General features: G+C 61.4%; 14 protein-coding genes. 9 read left to right on the forward strand and 5 right to left on the reverse strand.

Features of this window, described 5'->3' with window-relative positions:
- Positions 1-29: 29 nt before the first annotated feature.
- Together PG883_RS03385 and PG883_RS03390 are read right to left on the reverse strand one after the other, a co-directional pair.
- Positions 30-902: an NERD domain-containing protein gene (locus PG883_RS03385; protein WP_270806969.1), complete on the reverse strand. Its 873-nt coding sequence runs from the start codon at positions 900-902 to the stop codon at positions 30-32.
- A gap of 242 nt (positions 903-1,144) precedes the next feature.
- The gene (locus PG883_RS03390) at positions 1,145-2,113 is read right to left on the reverse strand and encodes an autotransporter domain-containing protein (RefSeq protein ID WP_111896885.1); all 969 of its coding nucleotides are present in this window, start codon (positions 2,111-2,113) and stop codon (positions 1,145-1,147) included.
- A gap of 333 nt (positions 2,114-2,446) precedes the next feature.
- On the opposite strand from PG883_RS03390, the gene PG883_RS03395 reads away from it, so the two are divergent.
- The 5 genes from PG883_RS03395 to PG883_RS03415 all read left to right on the forward strand — a co-directional run bounded on the left by PG883_RS03395 (position 2,447) and on the right by PG883_RS03415 (position 7,159).
- Positions 2,447-3,097 (forward strand): DedA family protein, encoded by a 651-nt coding sequence (locus PG883_RS03395; RefSeq protein WP_010675180.1) that lies wholly within the window; start codon positions 2,447-2,449, stop codon positions 3,095-3,097.
- A gap of 245 nt (positions 3,098-3,342) precedes the next feature.
- Entirely contained in the window at positions 3,343-4,638 is a 1,296-nt protein-coding gene (locus tag PG883_RS03400; RefSeq protein WP_223952712.1) for a DEAD/DEAH box helicase, read from the forward strand.
- Between the two features lie 114 nt (positions 4,639-4,752).
- A complete protein-coding gene (locus PG883_RS03405; RefSeq protein ID WP_223952713.1) occupies positions 4,753-5,388 on the forward strand; it encodes a DUF2913 family protein in 636 nt (211 codons plus the stop codon).
- Positions 5,389-5,642: 254 nt separating this feature from the next.
- Complete coding sequence (locus PG883_RS03410) at positions 5,643-6,683, forward strand: M35 family metallo-endopeptidase (RefSeq protein ID WP_045524288.1); 1,041 nt, start codon at positions 5,643-5,645, stop codon at positions 6,681-6,683.
- Between the two features lie 44 nt (positions 6,684-6,727).
- Positions 6,728-7,159, forward strand: a complete 432-nt coding sequence (locus PG883_RS03415) for a hypothetical protein (protein ID WP_029314737.1) — start codon at positions 6,728-6,730, stop codon at positions 7,157-7,159.
- Here the strand turns inward: PG883_RS03415 and PG883_RS03420 are convergent.
- Positions 7,156-7,383: a hypothetical protein gene (locus tag PG883_RS03420; RefSeq protein ID WP_111896887.1), complete on the reverse strand. Its 228-nt coding sequence runs from the start codon at positions 7,381-7,383 to the stop codon at positions 7,156-7,158. The genes PG883_RS03415 and PG883_RS03420 overlap by 4 nt on opposite strands.
- A gap of 527 nt (positions 7,384-7,910) precedes the next feature.
- On the opposite strand from PG883_RS03420, the gene PG883_RS03425 reads away from it, so the two are divergent.
- Genes PG883_RS03425 through PG883_RS03435 form a run of 3 tightly spaced genes read left to right on the forward strand, consistent with a single transcriptional unit; the run spans position 7,911 to position 10,156 of the window.
- Positions 7,911-8,684, forward strand: a complete 774-nt coding sequence (locus PG883_RS03425) for an amino acid ABC transporter substrate-binding protein (protein ID WP_223952715.1) — start codon at positions 7,911-7,913, stop codon at positions 8,682-8,684.
- 57 nt (positions 8,685-8,741) lie between these two features.
- The gene (locus PG883_RS03430; protein WP_174217478.1) at positions 8,742-9,398 is read left to right on the forward strand and encodes an amino acid ABC transporter permease; all 657 of its coding nucleotides are present in this window, start codon (positions 8,742-8,744) and stop codon (positions 9,396-9,398) included.
- Positions 9,395-10,156, forward strand: coding sequence for an amino acid ABC transporter ATP-binding protein (locus PG883_RS03435; RefSeq protein WP_010675170.1), 762 nt, complete (start codon positions 9,395-9,397; stop codon positions 10,154-10,156). The genes PG883_RS03430 and PG883_RS03435 overlap by 4 nt, the downstream gene beginning before the upstream one ends.
- Before the next feature lie 85 nt (positions 10,157-10,241).
- On the opposite strand, the gene PG883_RS03440 is transcribed toward PG883_RS03435, so the two are convergent.
- Entirely contained in the window at positions 10,242-11,657 is a 1,416-nt protein-coding gene (locus tag PG883_RS03440; RefSeq protein WP_041214964.1) for an FAD-dependent oxidoreductase, read from the reverse strand.
- A gap of 12 nt (positions 11,658-11,669) precedes the next feature.
- A complete protein-coding gene (gene gltB, locus PG883_RS03445; RefSeq protein WP_109112571.1) occupies positions 11,670-16,127 on the reverse strand; it encodes a glutamate synthase large subunit in 4,458 nt (1,485 codons plus the stop codon).
- A gap of 613 nt (positions 16,128-16,740) precedes the next feature.
- Here gltB and PG883_RS03450 point away from each other — a divergent pair.
- The gene (locus PG883_RS03450) at positions 16,741-17,685 is read left to right on the forward strand and encodes a TIGR01212 family radical SAM protein (protein WP_128296821.1); all 945 of its coding nucleotides are present in this window, start codon (positions 16,741-16,743) and stop codon (positions 17,683-17,685) included.
- Positions 17,686-17,970: the final 285 nt, after the last annotated feature.

Here is a 17,970-nt window from a genome sequence, read left to right on the forward strand (position 1 = left end):
CAACCTTAGACCGCGCAAATGTTTGGATTTCAGGCAACCGCAGATCGTGTTTGATGAACTACGACAGGTTGCTTGATTTGGCGGGTGTTGCACTTCGGAGTTGAATTCGCGGTGCCTTTATGCTCCCCTCGGCTGGCGGTACGCAATACCATAAGGTTGCCACATCGGGGGCATGCAGGACTCTGCTCCGTGGGAGCAGGCAGGATGCGAGAGGAGGCAGTCGTGTTGTCAGCCAGAAGGGTAGCAGAGGGTGATTTTCGTGAGGGCGCCAGGTGGCGCGCCTTTAGTTGTGCAACATGTTGTCTATGGGTCTGCCAGTTGGGAGTCAATCGTGTTTGCTGGATGGTCTTGACCACCTGGATGATGTCGGCAGGGGTCAATACCTGTGTGGTCTTCTCCTTGATATATCGGATCAATCCACGGTTCATGACGTTGTCCGGCATTGGCGTCTTGAAAGTACAGTCGCCAATAAAGTAAATCACTGAGTGCAGTTGCTGATCCGCTAGGCCCAACAGGGCCTTCAGGGTCATGACGTGCAGATGATTTTGATGCAGCGGGTTTTGAAAACGATGCTTGCGGCGATATATCTGCTGAGTCCAGCTTTTATGGGCCGGATTGCCGAATATCCATCCTTTCATGTTTTTTGTTTCGATCACGAACAGGCCAAACCGCGAAACAATCACATGATCTATCTGGGTAGTGCCCTGAGAAATCGGCAGGGTCACATCCTTGAGCAGGTGATATTCCCGTTTGTCGAGAAAGAGCCCGAGGCAGAGATTCAGAAACCACTCCCCGACCATCCCTTTGAACCAGGGGCTTTTGACTATCGCGGCCAGCAACAGCAAGGGGAACACAAACCAGAGTTTGGTCAGCAACGGTGCCAGCAGACTGGTCACATCCATCTCATTCCTCCTCGGCTGTCGAAGCCATATCCGGCGCTACTAGCCAGTCCTGTTGGCTGGCAATGAACATGGGGCCCACTGGTGCCAGATGGAGTTGAGTGGGCGACAAAGCATGACTGTAGTGAGTGGTGTGCAGGAACGAAGAACAATCTTTATCAACTGGGCGGTACATCACGCAATTTTGGCTCCAGAGGGGCATCCACCATGGCGTACAGGCAGAGAAGGCCAATGGCGTGAGAGGGCTAAAAACTCATCGCCAGTCCGATGGAGTAGCCGCTGGTACTGTTGCTGAACATATAGCGGGCCACCAGCCGGGTGCGGGTGATGAAGATGTCGTACTTGCTGCTGTCGAGTTCGAGACCAAGTCCCAGGGAGTTGAGGCTGTTGAAACCGAGCAGCCCCCGTTGCTGCCCCAGGTATTCGGTTCTGGCTCCTTCCAGCACGTAGCGAAGAGGCCTGTCCAGCAGGGTCCAGTCCCAGAGGGGAGCGCGGCGGCGCAGGTAAAGCCCGAGGTTTTCCGCATCGGCCTGACCGCTGACGCTCTCGGCGGTGCCGGTGAAGCTTTGCAGATGCTGGTAGGAGTAGCGCAGCTCGGCATCGATGTCCTGGGCGGCGGAGAAGAGCTCATAGTCCAGCATCAATGAGCCGCCGAGGCCGTAGACATTGAGGGTGCCGCCGTCGAGGAAGTCCAGATTCTGGCCGCTCCTGTGCTCGAGCAGGGCGGCCCCGATGCGAAGGTCGCTGGCCACCGTGCCCAGGGTGACATTGGCGATGGGCCGCAGCACCAGATTGCCACCAAAGCGATCCCGGTGGACGCCGACATCCCAGCCGATGCCGCCGGTGGCGCTCAGGCTGTTCCATTTGGTGGGAATGGTGCGGGTCTCGTTGCCATCGGTGAACACGAACTGGGGATCGTAGCGGCTGTAGCCCAGGGTGCCCTCCAGATAGAGGGGAACATCCTCGCTCAGGGTGGCGCCACCCCCGAGCTGGGTGATGGTGAGGGCAGAGGTGTCGTTGGTGCCGCTGCCGATATTCAGGTTGCTGGCGGTGATATCCGGCACCACGGCGTAGCTCATCAGGGAGACGACGGCGTTGGCGCGCTGTTGAACCAGGCTCTCGTCGCTGGCACGGGCCTTTGTCACAAGACCGGCAGAGACGCCGGCAATAACCGCCAGCAAGGAAAGTGTGTGAGAAGAGAGCTGTCTTGCCATACCTGGCTCCATGAGTACCCCGTCCATTGGGGCATGTTCACACTGTAACGGGTTTCATCTGGCTTGGCAGCCTGGCAAGGGCTGGCCCGTCCTGTTTTGGGCGTGCGCATTGGCCTGATGGGCCAGGTTGCCCTCGCTTTGGCGGGGGGCTGGGGCGCCGCGAGAAGGGTGAACCGCTGGGCAGAAATCACAGACATTAATTTATTGTTCAGTTCCCCGGGTGTATAAGAGGCCTCCCATACGAACATTGGGGTGGTAGCAGGGATGGATTACCAGACGGGGCCTTCGGGTCATCATGACGAATGCGCATTACGTTGATGGGAGTCACACCAGATGCAGGACATGCTGCTTGCCATATGGCATCAGGATTTTGATCAGCTTATACAAATGCAGGCAATCGGTCTGCTCGTCACCTGTCTGGTGGTGATCCTCTTCCTTGAATCGAGCTTCGTCTTTCTGCCCCTGCCCGGTGACAGCCTGGTGCTGCTGGCGGGCGGTCTGGTGGGCATGGGGGTGCTGGGGCCCGAGGTGACCTTGCTCTATCTGCCGCTCGCGGCCGGGATAGGGAGCGTGCTCGCCTACTGGCAGGGGCAGGCACTGCATGGCACCCGTTTCATGGGCCATGTGGAGCGGATGATCCCGGAAGGGAGCCTGCCCAGGGCCTCCCGACTGCTGGATCGTTACGGCTTCTGGGCCATGTTCGTGTCCCGTTTCATCCCCTTCGTGAGAGTGTTGACCCCCATGTTGATGGGAGTCTCCCGCCTGCACCTGCTGCGGGTGGCCGTGGCGAGTTTTGCCAGCGCCTTCCTCTGGTCCCTGGTACTGAGCATGGTGGGCAAGATGGTGATGGCGACCCCGGTCTTTGCCCATCATCAGGAGCTGCTGACCAAGTGCCTGCTTGTCACCTCTTTCGGGTTGTTCGTCATCGCGGTGGCGGCCATCGGCATGCGGCTGCTCAAGCGTCCGAGCAAGCGGGTGCGCTGATCTCACTGCCCGGGCTGCGCCTGCTGCCGCGTCTGGAGAGCGCAGCCCCCGGAAAAATACAGGCCATTTGAGGCGGCATTCCTGTCGCCTATCTGTTACACTTCGCGCCCGCCATTTTCCGGCTCATCTTCTGATCTGATGTCAGACCCAGCCGTCCTTGGCTCCACGCCTCGCCGATGCCAGGCCACACGCCGGCCCAGGCCACCCACGCCAACTACAGCTCCGCTGGAACACAGGAACCCAACATGAGATTTGAATCGTTCGATTTTGTCCCCGAGATTTTGCGCGCCATCTCAGATTGCGGTTATCAGGAGATGACCCCTGTGCAGAGCCAGGCCATCCCGGCCATTCGCCGTGGCCGCGATGTGCTGGCCAGTGCCCAGACCGGTACCGGCAAGACAGCCGCCTTTGCGTTGCCCATCCTGCAACGTCTGGTAGACAACCCGGCGCCGGTGCAACCTTCCAATGCCCGCGTGCTGATCCTGACCCCGACCCGCGAGCTGGCAGCCCAGGTGGCGAGCAATATCAACGATTTTGCCAAGTATCTTGATATCACTACCCTCACCATCGTGGGTGGCGGCAAACAGGATGTGCAGGCCAAGAAGCTCAAAGCGGGCGCACACATCATAGTGGCCACCCCTGGCCGTCTGCTCGAGCACCTCACCGCCTGCAACCTGAGCCTCTCCGGGGTCGAGACCCTGGTGCTGGACGAGGCGGATCGCATCCTCGACATGGGCTTTAGCGCCGATGTGCAGCAGATCCTGCAGGCGGTCAACAAGACCCGCCAGAACCTGCTCTTCTCTGCCACCTTCTCCGAGGCGGTAAAAAAGCTGGCCAACCTCATGCTGGACAAACCCCAGGTGGTGGCCGTCGACAAGCAGAACTCCACTGCCGACACCGTGAGCCACACCGTTTATCCAGTGGAACAGAAGCGCAAGCGCGAGCTGCTCTCCGAGCTTATCGGCAAGCAGAACTGGCAGCAGGTGCTGGTGTTTGCCAGCACCCGCGAGAGCTGCGATGAACTGGTGGAGGAGCTCAATCTCGACGGCATCAAGTCTGCCGTGGTGCACGGTGACAAGGCCCAGGGGAGCCGTCGCCGCGCCTTGCGTGAATTCACCGAAGGCAAGCTGCGGGTGCTGGTGGCCACCGAGGTGGCCGCCCGCGGCCTGGACATTCCGAGCCTGGAATACGTGGTCAACTATGATCTGCCGTTCCTCGCGGAAGATTACGTGCACCGTATCGGCCGAACCGGTCGCGCTGGCAAGAGCGGCATGGCCATCTCCTTCGTCAGTCGCGAAGAGGAGCGTACCCTGCTGGAGATCGAGGCCCTCATCGGCCAGAAGATCCGCCGCATCATGGTGCCGGGTTACGAGGTGAGCAGCCGTGACGACCTCATCAAGCAGTTGCAGGAGCGCCGCCGCTTCGGCAAGCGCCCGCAGCGTGAAGACAATGCCGCCGCCCAGGCCATGGCCGAGGCGAAACTGCAATGTCAGCGCCTCAAGCGTCTGGCGGCGGCCAAGAAGCCCCGTCAGCCGAAATAAGGCAACGTCGCACCCTCCCGGTCGGGGAGGGGCGTTTACTCTCCAAAGGCGCCACTGGCGCCTTTGTGTTGTCGATGACGCGGCCCCTGGCCGCCCCGTTTCAGAGGATCCGAGATGACCCTTCCTGCTTACAATCAGGCCCTGCTCGAGATGGCCCGCCAGAGCCTGGCGGAGCTGGAGCGCACCGCCGCCCAGAAAACGAGCAAACGCACCCCCGCCCAGGAGAGCCACTTTCTCTGTACCTGGATGGCGGATTCTCTCAAGGAGAAACGCTTCTCCCGGCTGGTGATGGAGGATCTCAAGACTTGGGTGCAACTGGGGCGGACGCTGGGGGCGGGGGCCGATCTCAAGGGGCTGCTTGAGCGGGTGCAGCGCCAGTATGAGCGTGCCATGCATGAGCCGGTACAGCTGGGGGCGCGCCTGGCCGATCTGCTCTTGGCGCTGGAGGGGGCGGGCTGGCTGGTGTTCACCGACAGCGAGCTGAACACCCGGCAGCGGCTGCTGAGCCAGGGGCAATCCAGCCTGATCATCTCGGCCAGCGAGTATCAGGGCCATATCGAGGGAGGTGAGCTGGTCAAGCCCCTCACCTTCTATGTGCGCGGGGACGAGCAGGTACTGGCCGAGGCGGCATTTGCCCGGGGCCTGCTGCTGAGCCAGGGCAACAAGAAAACCACCCTGGTCAAGCACCACAAGGCCTATCGGCTGATGCCGGGCAACGCGCAGCCGGCCCTGGCGCTGCTGGCCTCCTGATCCCGCCTTCTCATCCCGTCACCCGGCCCTGCGCCGGGTTTTTTTATGGCAAATACGCCCCACGGGGTTGCCTGCACGCCCGGGGCCGGGCGGGCAATCTTTGTCGCAGCCAAGGGGCTCCCCCTCTGATGGGGGGCGTCCCCCATATGGAGGGATGGTGGGGTGGTGCTTCTGCTCTAGGGTGGGTGGGCCCCAAAGAGGGCCTTAAAGGAAGCAGACCGCCTGACAAGGCGACACTCAATGAATGAGGAAACATGATGAAAGCGACTCCAATTGCCCTGTTGCTGGCCAGCGTGCTGGCGTCCCCGCTCTGCGCCGCCGGACTCGATGCCCGGCTCACCCTGGTGGAGGGCAGCACAGACGATGTGCGCGTCAACCTGACCCTGACCAACACCGGGGAGAAGCCGGTTCGTCTGCTCAAATGGCAGTTGCCAGGCAGCGAGGATGCCCCCCTGTTCCAGGTGGAGCGTGACGGCCAGCCGGTGGATTACGAAGGGGCCCTGATCAAGCGGGCCGCCCCGAGTGACAAGGACTACCAACTGCTCAAGGCAGGCCAGAGCCTGACAGTCCAGGCGGAGGTCTCCGGTCTCTACGACATGAGCGCCCAGGGCCAGTACAGCATCCGTTACCTGCTGCCGACCGTGGCGCAGGAGGGGAAAGCGGCCAAGGCCAAACAGGCCCAGGCGAGCGAGTCCAATGCCGTGACCCTCTGGGTGGACGGGGTGAGCGACGATCGGGTGCTGGCCAAGGCTGCGGTGGCCGAGCCCCAGGCGGTGAGCGCCTCGGTCAGCTTCAGCGGCCGTTGCACCAACACCCAGAAGAGCGACATCCTGGCGGCGCTCGATGCCGCGAGTGGCATCGCCAACAACTCCAGCAGCTACCTCGCGGTGGACAAGCCGAATGGGCAGCGCTACCGCAGCTGGTTTGGCGCCTATGACGCCACCCGCTGGAACCAGGCCGAGACCAACTTCAGCAAGATCAAGGATGCCATCGACAACAAGCCGCTCACCTTCGACTGCGGTTGCAAGCAGAGCTACTTTGCCTATGTCTATCCGGACCAGCCCTACAAGGTCTATCTGTGCAAGAGCTTCTGGACAGCGCCGGTCACCGGGACCGATTCCCGCGCCGGCACCATTGTCCACGAGCTGAGCCACTTCAACGTGGTGGCGGGCACCGACGATCTGGGATACGGTCAGGCCAATGCGCGCAATCTGGCGAGCACGGATCCCCAGAAGGCCCTGAACAATGCCGACAACCATGAATATTTCGCCGAGAATACCCCGAGCGAAAATTGAGTTGCAAACAGGGGCCGGATGGCCCCTTTTTTGACGGAGGCACCATGATGACACTCTTGCTTACCACCCTGGCACTGGCGCCCTTGCAGTGCGAGCTGTCGGTCAGCGCAGAGAGCGGGGTGAACGAACCCCTGCCCCTGGTGATGACCCTGACCAACCGGGGGGAGACGCCCCTCGAGGTATTGACCTGGTTCACCCCCTTCGAGGGGTGGTTTGCCGATGCCATCGACCTGACCCGCGATGGGCAGCCGCTGGACTATCGAGGGCCGCTTGCCAAGCGAGGTACCCCCGGGGACGGCGACTTCCTGCACCTGGGGGCGGGGGAGCAGAGCCAGGCCGATGCGGACCTGGCGCAGGCCTACGATCTGTCCCAACCGGGCCGCTACCGGCTCAGCTATCGTGCCCAGCCCCTGACGCTGACCAAGGGTGTGGCGCCCAGCTGCCCCGCCGTCGACTTTACCCGGGTGGCCCCCTAGGCGATCTGCGGCTTGCCCTTGGTATCCAGCAGCCCGACGGCGCGGGGGGCCACCGCCAGACCGCGTGACGATTGGCTTTCCCGCCAGCAGCAGTGCACCAGCGTGGTCACATGGTCATCCAGGGTATCGTCTTTATCCGGGTGGCACAGGCGGGGCAGGATCCGGCGTTTGCGACCTCGCTGGTACCGGTGGGTAAGTGGGGGGCGGCGCGAGGGGCGGGTCAACTTCGTCGAGATCCATCGGCGCTACCCGGCGACCGGGCCCTGGAATGTCGACATCGTCCGCCTGCTGGAGCAGGGCGGGAGGTGGTGACCGAAGGGGTGATCACTGACGGTGACGTCAAGGCGCGCGCCATCCCGCCATGACCTTCCACGTGGTGCGTGGCAATCCCATTTGCCATCAGACCGAATTTTGGCCCGATTGATACGTTGTGTCGTGACTGGGCCACTGCCATCCCGCGGGAGCTGCAACCCGCCTGATATGGTTTCCGCTGACGGAGCGCCGCCAGCGGGGCGATTCCTCGGCCAGCCCGGCCATTATTTTTTCGTTATCCATTATTTCGCTAAATATCCCCGTATTTCATGGTTGGGTCATGCCATGAGCCACGTTATGTTTCATCCATACCGCTAGCAAGCACTATGAAGGTTATCTCTACCGATAATTAATTTAAATTAAACATGATAACCGGCTGGTTTTATTTTGTGGTGGTTGGCAAGCGCTCTGGATGTTCATAAATATAACGAGGTGAATAATGAAAAAACGGCACTCCCTGTTTTTAATGGCGGCACTTCCGCTGGCACTGATGACATCGGTACAGGCACAGTCAAGCTTGGCCGAGATCCAGCGGGCCGGAGTGATCAAGATCGGCACCGAAGGGACCTATCCTCCCTTCACCTACCACGACAAGAGCGGCAAGCTGGTGGGCTTTGACGTGGAGATAGGCGAGCTGATTGCAAGCGGTCTGGGCGTGAAGCCGCAGTTCGTCGAGGGCAAGTGGGACGGGCTCATCGCCGGGGTGGACGCCAAGCGCTACGACATGGTGCTCAACGAAGTGGCCATCACCCCTGAACGGCTGAAAAAGTATGATTTTTCAGACCCCTACATCACCTCCAAGGCGGTGATCGTGGTGCACAGCGACAACCAAAGCATCAAGAGTTTTGCCGATCTGAAGGGCAAGAAATCCTCCCAGTCCCTGACCAGCAACTTCGCCCAGCTGGCGAAATCATCGGGCGCCGAGGTGGTAGCCACCGAGGGATTCAACCAGTCACTCGAACTGGTGCTGACCGGGCGGGTGGATGCCACCATCAACGACAGCCTCTCCTTCCTCGACTTCAAGAAACAGAAGCCGGACGCCAAATTGAAGGTGGCGGCCAGCGAGGCCAAGGGGGATCAATCAGCCGCCCTGCTCGCCAAGGGGCAACCCGAGTTGCTGGCTGCCATCAATCAGGCGCTGCGCAATGCCAAGCAGGATGGGGCATATCAGAAAATATCGCAGAAATATTTCGGCACCGACGTCTCGCAATAATATCGTGGCAACATAATAACAACTGAGGATATTAACGTGCCCGCCTGGTTGCAGTTAATGATCGACTCTTTTTGGCCCCTGCTCAGTGCGGGGCTTATTTTTACCGTGCCACTCACTCTGATTACCTTCGTGCTGGGAATCGTGCTCGGCTTGTCGGTGGCGCTGGCCAGATTATATGGTCCGGCTCCGCTGGTGATGCTGGTCCGCTTCTATGTCTGGCTTATTCGGGGCACGCCCCTGCTGGTGCAGCTGTTTCTGATCTTTTACGGTCTGCCGAGCGCCGGCATCGTGCTGGACGCCTTCACCGCCGCCGTCATCGGTTTCACCCTCAACATCGGTGCCTACAGCTCGGAGATCATTCGTGCCACCCTGGCGGCCATCCCCAAGGGGCAGTGGGAGGCGGCCTACTCCATCGGCATGAACTGGCCCCAGGTCATGTGGCGGGTGATCCTGCCGCAGGCGGCGCGCATCGCGGTGCCACCGCTCTCCAACACCTTCATCTCCCTGGTCAAGGATACTTCGCTGGCGGCGGCGGTGACCGTGCCCGAGCTGTTTCAGGCGGCCCAGCGGCTCGCCTCCGTCACCTATGAGCCGCTCATCCTCTATATCGAGACGGCCCTCATCTACCTGATGTTCAGCTCGGTGCTTTCCACCCTGCAAGACAGGCTGGAGCAGCGACTGGCTCACAAAGAGACCCGGGAGGTCGCCCTATGATCCGCTTGAGTGGCATCGAGAAACAGTTTGCGGGACAGCGCGTGTTGAAAGGGGTGGGGCTGGCGATGGCCGCGGGCAGCGTCACCGCCCTGATCGGTCCCTCCGGCAGCGGCAAGAGTACCCTGCTGCGCTGCGTGAACCTGCTGGAGCGACCCGATGCAGGCCAGCTGGTGCTGGGGGGCAGCGAGCTCGACTTTACCCGGCATCTGTCACGGCAAAGCGTGCTGGCCCTGCGTCAGCAGACCGGCATGGTGTTCCAGAATTTCCAGCTGTTCCCGCACATGACGGTGCTGGAGAACGTGATGGAAGGGTTGGTGACCGTGTTGAAGTGGCCCAGGGAGAGGGCAGTGGCGCGCGCCCTGCAACTGCTCGACAAGGTGGGGCTCAGGCACAAGGCCGAGGCGGTGCCTGCCACCCTCTCCGGCGGTCAGCAGCAGCGGGTCGCCATTGCCCGGGCGCTGGCGCCATCCCCCAAGGTGCTGCTCTGTGACGAGCCTACCTCGGCGCTGGATCCCGAGCTTGCCCAGGAGGTGGTGGCCGTGCTGCGCCAGCTGGCCAGTGAGGGGACCACCATGCTGATCGCCACCCATGACTTGCGCCTTGCAGCCCAGATTGCGCAGCAGGTGATCTTCCTGGAGGCCGGGGAGGTGGTGGAGGCGGGCAGTGCGCGTCAGATGTTCACCACCCCCAAGCGGGCGCGTACCTTCGAATACATCTCCACCCTCACCGAGCGGCTGCCGGAGAGCTGGAGCATCTAGCTGGTTCTGGCGGATTGAGAGCGAGATAAAAAACAGCCCCGCACGAGCGGGGCTGTTTGCATGACAGCGTGGTTGCGACGGCAGATCACACGGCCAGGTAGTCCATGATCCCTTCGGCCGCCTTGCGACCCTCATAGATGGCGGTGACCACCAGATCAGAGCCGCGCACCGCGTCACCACCGGCGAACACCTTGGGGTTGCTGGTCTGGAAGGCGTACTCGGCCTTCTCGGGCGCCTTGATGCGATCCCGGCCGTCGAGCTCGACGCCGTGCTCTGCCATCCAGGGCTGGGGGTTGGGCTGGAAGCCGAACGCCATCACCACCGCATCGGCAGGCAGCACCTGCTCGGAGCCTTCAATGACCACAGGATTGCGGCGGCCATTGGCATCGGGGGCGCCGAGCTCGGTGCTCACCACCTTGATGCCGCAGGTGCGGCCATGGGCGTCCAGCTCCACGCCGATGGGCTGGAGGTTGAACATGAATTCCACCCCTTCCTCCTGGGCGTTTTTCACCTCCCGCTTGGAGCCCGGCATGTTCTCGGCATCCCGGCGGTAGGCGCAGATCACCCGATCGGCACCCTGGCGGATGGCGGTGCGCACGCAGTCCATGGCGGTGTCGCCGCCCCCCAGCACCACTACCTGCTTGCCGGCGAAGTCGATGTAATCGGCTTGCGCCTTCTCAAAGCCCAGCAAGCGATTGGCGTTGGAGATGAGGTAGGGCAGGGCGTCATAGACCCCCGGCGCCTCTTCGTTGGCAAAGCCGCCCTTCATGTACTTGTAGGTGCCGACCCCGAGGAAGACCGCATCGAACTCGCCGAGCAGATCGGCGAAGGTGACGTCACGGCCCACTTCGGTCTCGAGACGAAACTCCACCCCCATCCCCTCGAAGATCTCGCGGCGGCGCTGCATCACCTCTTTCTCCAGCTTGAAGGAGGGGATACCGAAGGTGAGCAGGCCGCCGATCTCCGGGTACTTGTCGAACACCACAGGGGTGACGCCATTGCGTGCCAGCACGTCGGCACAGGCAAGGCCAGCTGGGCCCGCGCCAATGACGGCGACCCGCTTGTCGGTCTTGACCACCTTGGAGAGATCCGGGCGCCAGCCCATCTCGAACGCCTTGTCGGTGATGTATTTTTCGATGTTGCCGATGGTCACGGCGCCGAATCTGTCGTTGAGGGTGCAAGCACCCTCACACAGTCTGTCTTGCGGGCAAACGCGGCCACACACCTCCGGCAGGCTGTTGGTCTGGTGGGAGAGCTCCACCGCCTCCAGAATGCGTCCCTCGTTGGCCAGCTTCAGCCAGTTGGGGATGTAGTTGTGTACCGGGCACTTCCACTCGCAATAGGGGTTGCCGCAGTCGAGGCAGCGATCCGCCTGCATGCCGACCTGGGCCTGGTTGAAGGGCTCGTAGATCTCCACGAACTGGATCTTGCGGATCTTGAGCGGCTTCTTGGGCGGGTCGACCCGCTGGACATCGATAAACTGGAATACGTTCTGGCTCATAGGGTTCCCTCCTTATTGCGCCTGGATTCTGAGTTCTGCACTGGAACGGCTGGTGTGGCCAAGCAGCGATTTGACGTCGCTGGACTTGGGTTTGATCAGCCTGAACTTGGGCACATAGGAGTCGAAGTTGGCCAGGATCTCCTCGGCACGCGAGCTGCCTGTCTCGTTGAGGTGCGCCGTGATGATACCGCGCAGGTGCTCCTGGTGGATGGCCAGATCCGCCACCTCCAGCAGTTCGACCAGCTCGGGGTTGGTGCGCTTGGCAAAGTTGCCGCACTCGTCGAGCACGTAGGCGAAACCGCCTGTCATGCCCGCCGCGAAGTTGACACCGGTCTTGCCGAGCACGGTGACGATGCCGCCTGTCATGTATTCACAGCCGTTGTCGCCAATCCCCTCGACCACCGCCAAGGCCCCTGAGTTGCGCACCGCGAACCGCTCGCCGGCGGTCCCTGCGGCATAGAGTTTGCCGCCGGTGGCGCCATAGAGGCAGGTGTTGCCGATGATGGCCGCCTCGTGGGATTTGAACGCCACGCCGACGTGGGGTTTGATCACCAGCTTGCCGCCGGTCATCCCCTTGCCCACGTAGTCGTTGGCATCCCCGGTGAGGATCATCTCAAGGCCACCGGCGTTCCAGACGCCGAAGCTCTGGCCGGCGGTGCCGTTGAAGTGCACCTTGACCGGATCGGCCGCCATGCCCTGGTTGCCGTGGCGCTTGACGATTTCGCCGGACAGACGCGCACCCACGGAGCGGTCGGTGTTGCGGATGTCGTAGCGGAACTCGCCGCCACTCATGTTTTCCACCGCCTCCAGCAGGTCTTCCACCATCTTGAGGTTCAAGGGCCCCTTGTCGAAGGTGGGGTTGTGCTGCTGGCTGAACAGACTGGAGCCTGCCGGTGCAACCGGGGCCGCCAGGATGCCGGACAAGTCCAGCTTGGCTTGACGGGCGGTGAGGCCGGGCAGGGCTTCCAGCAGGTCGGTACGACCGATGAGGTCGGTGAGCTGGGTGACGCCAAGCTCGGCCATCAGCTCGCGCGTCTCCTCGGCGATGAACTTGAAGTAGTTCATCACCATTTCCGGCAGGCCGGTGAAGTGTTCGCGGCGAAGCTTCTCATCCTGGGTGGCGACGCCGGTGGCGCAGTTGTTCAGGTGGCAGATACGCAGGTATTTGCAACCGAGTGCCACCATGGGGCCGGTACCGAAACCGAAGCTCTCGGCGCCGAGGATGGCCGCCTTGATGATGTCGAGACCGGTCTTGAGACCGCCATCCACCTGCAGACGCACCTTGTGGCGCAGGCCGTTGGCCACCAGCGCCTGCTGGGTTTCGGCCAGGCCCAGCTCCCAGGGAGAGCCGGCGTATTTGACCGAGGTGAGCGGGCTTGCGCCGGTGCCGCCGTCGTAGCCGGAGACGGTGATGAAGTCCGCATAGGCCTTGGCCACGCCACAGGCGATGGTGCCGACGCCAGGTTCGGACACCAGTTTCACCGACACCAGGCAGTTCGGGTTGATCTGCTTGATGTCGAAGATGAGCTGGGCCAGATCCTCGATGGAGTAGATGTCGTGGTGGGGCGGCGGTGAGATCAGGGTCACGCCGGGTACGGAGTAGCGCAGCTGGGCGATTTGCGCGGTGACCTTGTCACCGGGCAGCTGGCCACCCTCACCGGGCTTGGCACCCTGGGCGACCTTGATCTGCACCACGTCCGCGTTCATCAGGTAGTGAGGGGTGACGCCAAAGCGACCGGAAGCCACCTGTTTGATGCGAGAGTTCTTCTCGGTACCAAAACGCTTGGGATCTTCACCGCCTTCGCCGGAGTTGCTCTGACCGCCGAGGCGGTTCATGGCGATGGCCAGGGCCTCGTGGGCTTCAGGGCCGAGGGCGCCGATGGACATGGCCGCGGAGTCGAAGCGGGGGAACAGCCTGGCGGCTGGCTCCACCTGATCCAGCGCCACCGGGGTGGTGCCCTGTTTGAGCGACAGCAGATCCCGCAGGGTGGCGACCGGGCGCTCGTTCACCAGACGGGCATACTCCTTGTAATCGGCGTAGTTGCCGGAGCGCACCGCCACTTGCAGGGTCTGCACCACGTCCGGGTTGTAGGTGTGGTACTCGCCACCGTGGACGAATTTCAAGAGGCCGCCCTGGGTCAGCGGCTTGCGGCCGAGCCAGGCCAGACGGGACAGATTGATCTGATCCTGCTGGATGTCGGCAAAGTCGGCACCCTGGATGCGGCTCGATACGCCGCGGAAGCAGAGTTCGACAACAGCCTTGGAGAGGCCCACTGCCTCAAACAGCTGGGAGCAGCGGTAGCTAGCCACCGTGCTGATGCCCATCTTGGACATCACCTTGTAGAGGCCCTTGTTGATGCCGTTGCGGTAGTTGAGCATGGCCTGGCGCAGGCTCATCTTGAGCACGCCTTCTTCTACCTGCTTGGCGAGGGTCTCGTAGGCGAGGTAGGGGTAGATGGCGGTGGCGCCAAAGCCCAGCAGCACGGCGAAGTGGTGCGGGTCGCGCACGCTCGCGGTCTCCACCAGGATATTGGCGTCGCAGCGCAGGTTGTTGTCCACCAGGGTACGCTGCACCGCACCCACCGCCATGGCGGCCGGGATGGGCAGGGTATCCGGGCTGATGTCCCGGTCTGACAGTACCAGCAGCACGGCGCCGCTGCGGGCCGCTTCAGCGGCCTCGTGGCAGAGGCGCTCGAGGGCGGCTTGCAGCCCCTCTTCGGGCAGGTAGTTGAGGCTCAGCACCGCATGGCGGTAGTGCTCCCCTTCCAGGGCCAGCAACTGATGGAAGTCGGAGTAGAGCAGGATCGGCGACTGGAACAGCACCCGGTGGGCGTGACCGAAGGTCTCGTTGAACACGTTCTGTTCGCGGCCGATACAGGTGGCCAGGGACATGACGTGATTTTCCCGCAGGGGATCGATGGGCGGGTTGGTCACCTGGGCGAACATCTGGCGGAAGTAGTCGTACAGGGTACGCTGGCTGGAGGAGAGCACCGCCATCGGGGTGTCATCCCCCATGGAGCCCACCGCCTCCTGGCCATTCTCGCCGAGCACGCGGATCACCTGATCCAGCTCTTCAAAGGAGTAGCCGAACAGCTTCTGGTAAGTCTTGAGCCGGTCATCCGGGAATTCGCGCGACCCCGTGCTGGCATCGTCCATCTGCTCGAAGGGCACCAGGCGCTTGCAGTGCTTGTCCATCCACTGCTTGTAGGTGTGACGGCTCTTGAGATCGTCATCGATCTCGAAGCTGGTCCAGATCTTGCCGTTGCTGGTATCGACCACGAACAGCTCCCCCGGGCCGACACGGCCCTTCTCCAGCACTTCGTCCGGGGTGTAGTCCCAGGTGCCCACTTCGGAGGCCAGCGTGATGAACTTGTCCTTGGTGATGACGTAACGTGCCGGACGCAGGCCGTTTCTATCAAGCGCGCAGGTGGCGTAGCGACCGTCGGTCATGACGATGCCGGCCGGGCCGTCCCAAGGCTCCATGTGCATGGAGTTGAAGTCGTAGAAGGCGCGCAGGTCGTCATCCATGTTCGGGTGCTTCTGCCACGCAGGCGGGATCAGCAGGCGCATGGCACGGAACAGGTCCATGCCGCCGGCCAGGAAGAGATCCAGCATGTTGTCGAGGCTGGAGGAGTCCGATCCCGTGGTGTTGACGAAGGGGGCGGCCTCTTGCAGATCCGGGATCAGCGGGGTGGCGAACTTGTAGCTGCGCGCCTTGGCCCACTGGCGGTTGCCGGCAATGGTGTTGATCTCGCCGTTGTGGGCGAGGTAGCGGAACGGCTGCGCCAGCGGCCAGCGCGGGCTGGTGTTGGTGGAGAAACGCTGGTGGAACACGCAGATGGCGGCCTGCATGCGGATGTCGGCCAGATCCAGATAGAAGCGCGGCAAATCCACCGGCATGCACAGTCCCTTGTAGACGGTGACCAGGTTGGAGAGGCTGACCACATAGAAGTAGTCGTCGCTGATGCGCTTCTCGATGCGGCGGCGCACGATATAGAGGCGGCGCTCGAGATCCTTGTCGACCCAGCCCGGGGGCGCGTTGACAAAGACCTGTTCAATGCTGGGCAGGGACGCCTTGGCGATGGAACCGAGTACGTTGGTATCGATAGGCACCTTGCGCCAGCCGACCAGACTCAGGGTCTCTCTTTCCAGCTCCTCGTCGATGATGTCGCGAGTGGCCTGGGCCAGGATGGGATCGGGGTTGAGAAACAGCATACCGACCGCGTAGTTGCGGCCCAGGTGCCATCCCTTCTCTTCGGCGACCGCTCTAAAGAAGCTGTCGGGTTTTTGCAGCAACAGGCCGCAGCCGTCGCCGGTCTTGCCATCGGCGGAGATACCGCCGCGGTGCTGCATGCGAGCCAAGGCTGACATCGCGAGACGGACAAGCTTGTGGCTGGCTTCCCCTTCCATGTGGGCCAACAGGCCGAAGCCACAGTTATCCCTCTCCAGCTTTGGATCATATAGTGACATTGCATTTCTCCCTTGCTCGGCCTTCCATCGCACTGTCATCAACAGACTGCATAAATTGCGATTGGCTCTTGTGGTTCCGTCCGCCTGAGGTGGCGAATCTCCAAACTAATGGGATTTTCAGGCAAGGTCAATTGGACATCCCGCTTGTTTGCAATGTTACATCGCCATAACAAAATGTGGGTTTTTGAGACTCAATCAGCATTTTTGTGTATTTATGACTGCCTTTTATTTATTTGTTGGCTTTATATTCTGGTTATGGACGGTTTGGTGGTTGACTGCATGGTGGCGGGAAACTGTAGTAATTTTACAAAGTCATCTCTGGTGTGCTTGGCGGGGATCACATTTCAGGATCCTGCGTCTTGCATTTGTCCATAAGCAGACTAAACAGGATTTTTTCAGTAGTTACAGCCGGTTATGGGCGAGAGGTTATGACACTTTTCTCCATGTTGCAGGAGTGACAGGTTGTCAAAAGTGACCGTGAATGCCGACTGTTGGGTATTTATCGCATCTAACGTGAATATTTATATGATTTTTGGGTAGAGAGCGGGATTGATCCAGCGCAGCCTGCCCGCCGGGCAGCGTCGTTAGAATGACACCTCATTTCGGAGGTGTCATGCAGTTACACGAACTCATCAATACATTTGGCCAGGATCTCAAGCAACGCCACGGCCAGAAGATCCACAAACTCTCCATTCACGGGGCCTTTACCTGCCCCAACCGGGACGGCACCCTGGGGCGGGGTGGCTGCACTTTCTGCAATGTCTCCTCCTTTGCCGACGAGTCGGCCCAGCAACTCTCCGTGGTGCAGCAACTGCTGGCACGCCGGGACGAGGTGACCCGGGCCAGGCGCTATCTGGCCTACTTTCAGGCCTATACCAGTACTTATGCCGAAGTGGAGTACCTTCAGCGCATGTATGAAGAAGCCTTGTCGGTGAGCGACATGGTGGGGCTCTGCGTCGGAACTCGCCCTGATTGTGTACCCGATGCGGTGCTGGATTTGCTTGCAGATTATCAGGCCAGAGGTTACGAGGTGTGGCTGGAGCTCGGGCTGCAAAGTGCCAACGACAAGACGTTGCAACGCATCAATCGGGGTCACGGCTATGCCGCTTATGCCGATGCCGTTGCCCGAGCCCATCTGCGAGGCATCAAGGTGTGTGCCCATCTCATCGTCGGCCTGCCCGGCGAGGTGCCGATGGACAGCCTGGAAACCCTCCACCGTGTCGTGGAGACCGGCGTCGAGGGCATCAAGCTTCACCCACTGCATGTGGTGGAGGGGAGCACTCTTGGCAAGGCGTGGCAGGCGGGACGGCTGGATGTGTTGACGATGGAGCAGTATGTGGCGGCGGCGGTCGCCATGATCCAGTACACGCCTCCCGAGGTGGTCTATCACAGGGTCTCGGCGTCGGCGCGCCGCCCGACCCTGCTGGCCCCCACCTGGTGCGAGAATCGCTGGAGCGCCATGACCGCCATTGCCGCGGCGCTGGCACGCTCAGGCCCTCAGGGACACTGCCTGGGACGCCCTTTTTCTCTCCCTTCCACAGGCGAGTGCCAACTCTAATTTCGTCAAAAAAACAGTGGGTTATTAGATGAAATTCAGTCTTTGGAGTATAGTTTCGTTCAAGTCACCTTGATAAGATGGTCGGCTTAAAAAAAGATATAGTTATCAATAACTCTTTGCAGTTTGTATACCGGGCGGTGTCTCTTCGAACCGGGTGGCATATTTCTTGGCAACATCAGGTGCCCGGCATGTCCCCTCCGTTTCCGGCATGAAAATCTGTGAGGGAGGCGAGACATGCAGTGTCCCGGCTCTGTGCGCTAATCGGGTTGTGGGTCTGGGTGGCGA

Origin of the sequence: Aeromonas sp. QDB25 (assembly GCF_027707725.1) — a bacterium.
GTDB lineage: Bacteria > Pseudomonadota > Gammaproteobacteria > Enterobacterales > Aeromonadaceae > Aeromonas > Aeromonas caviae.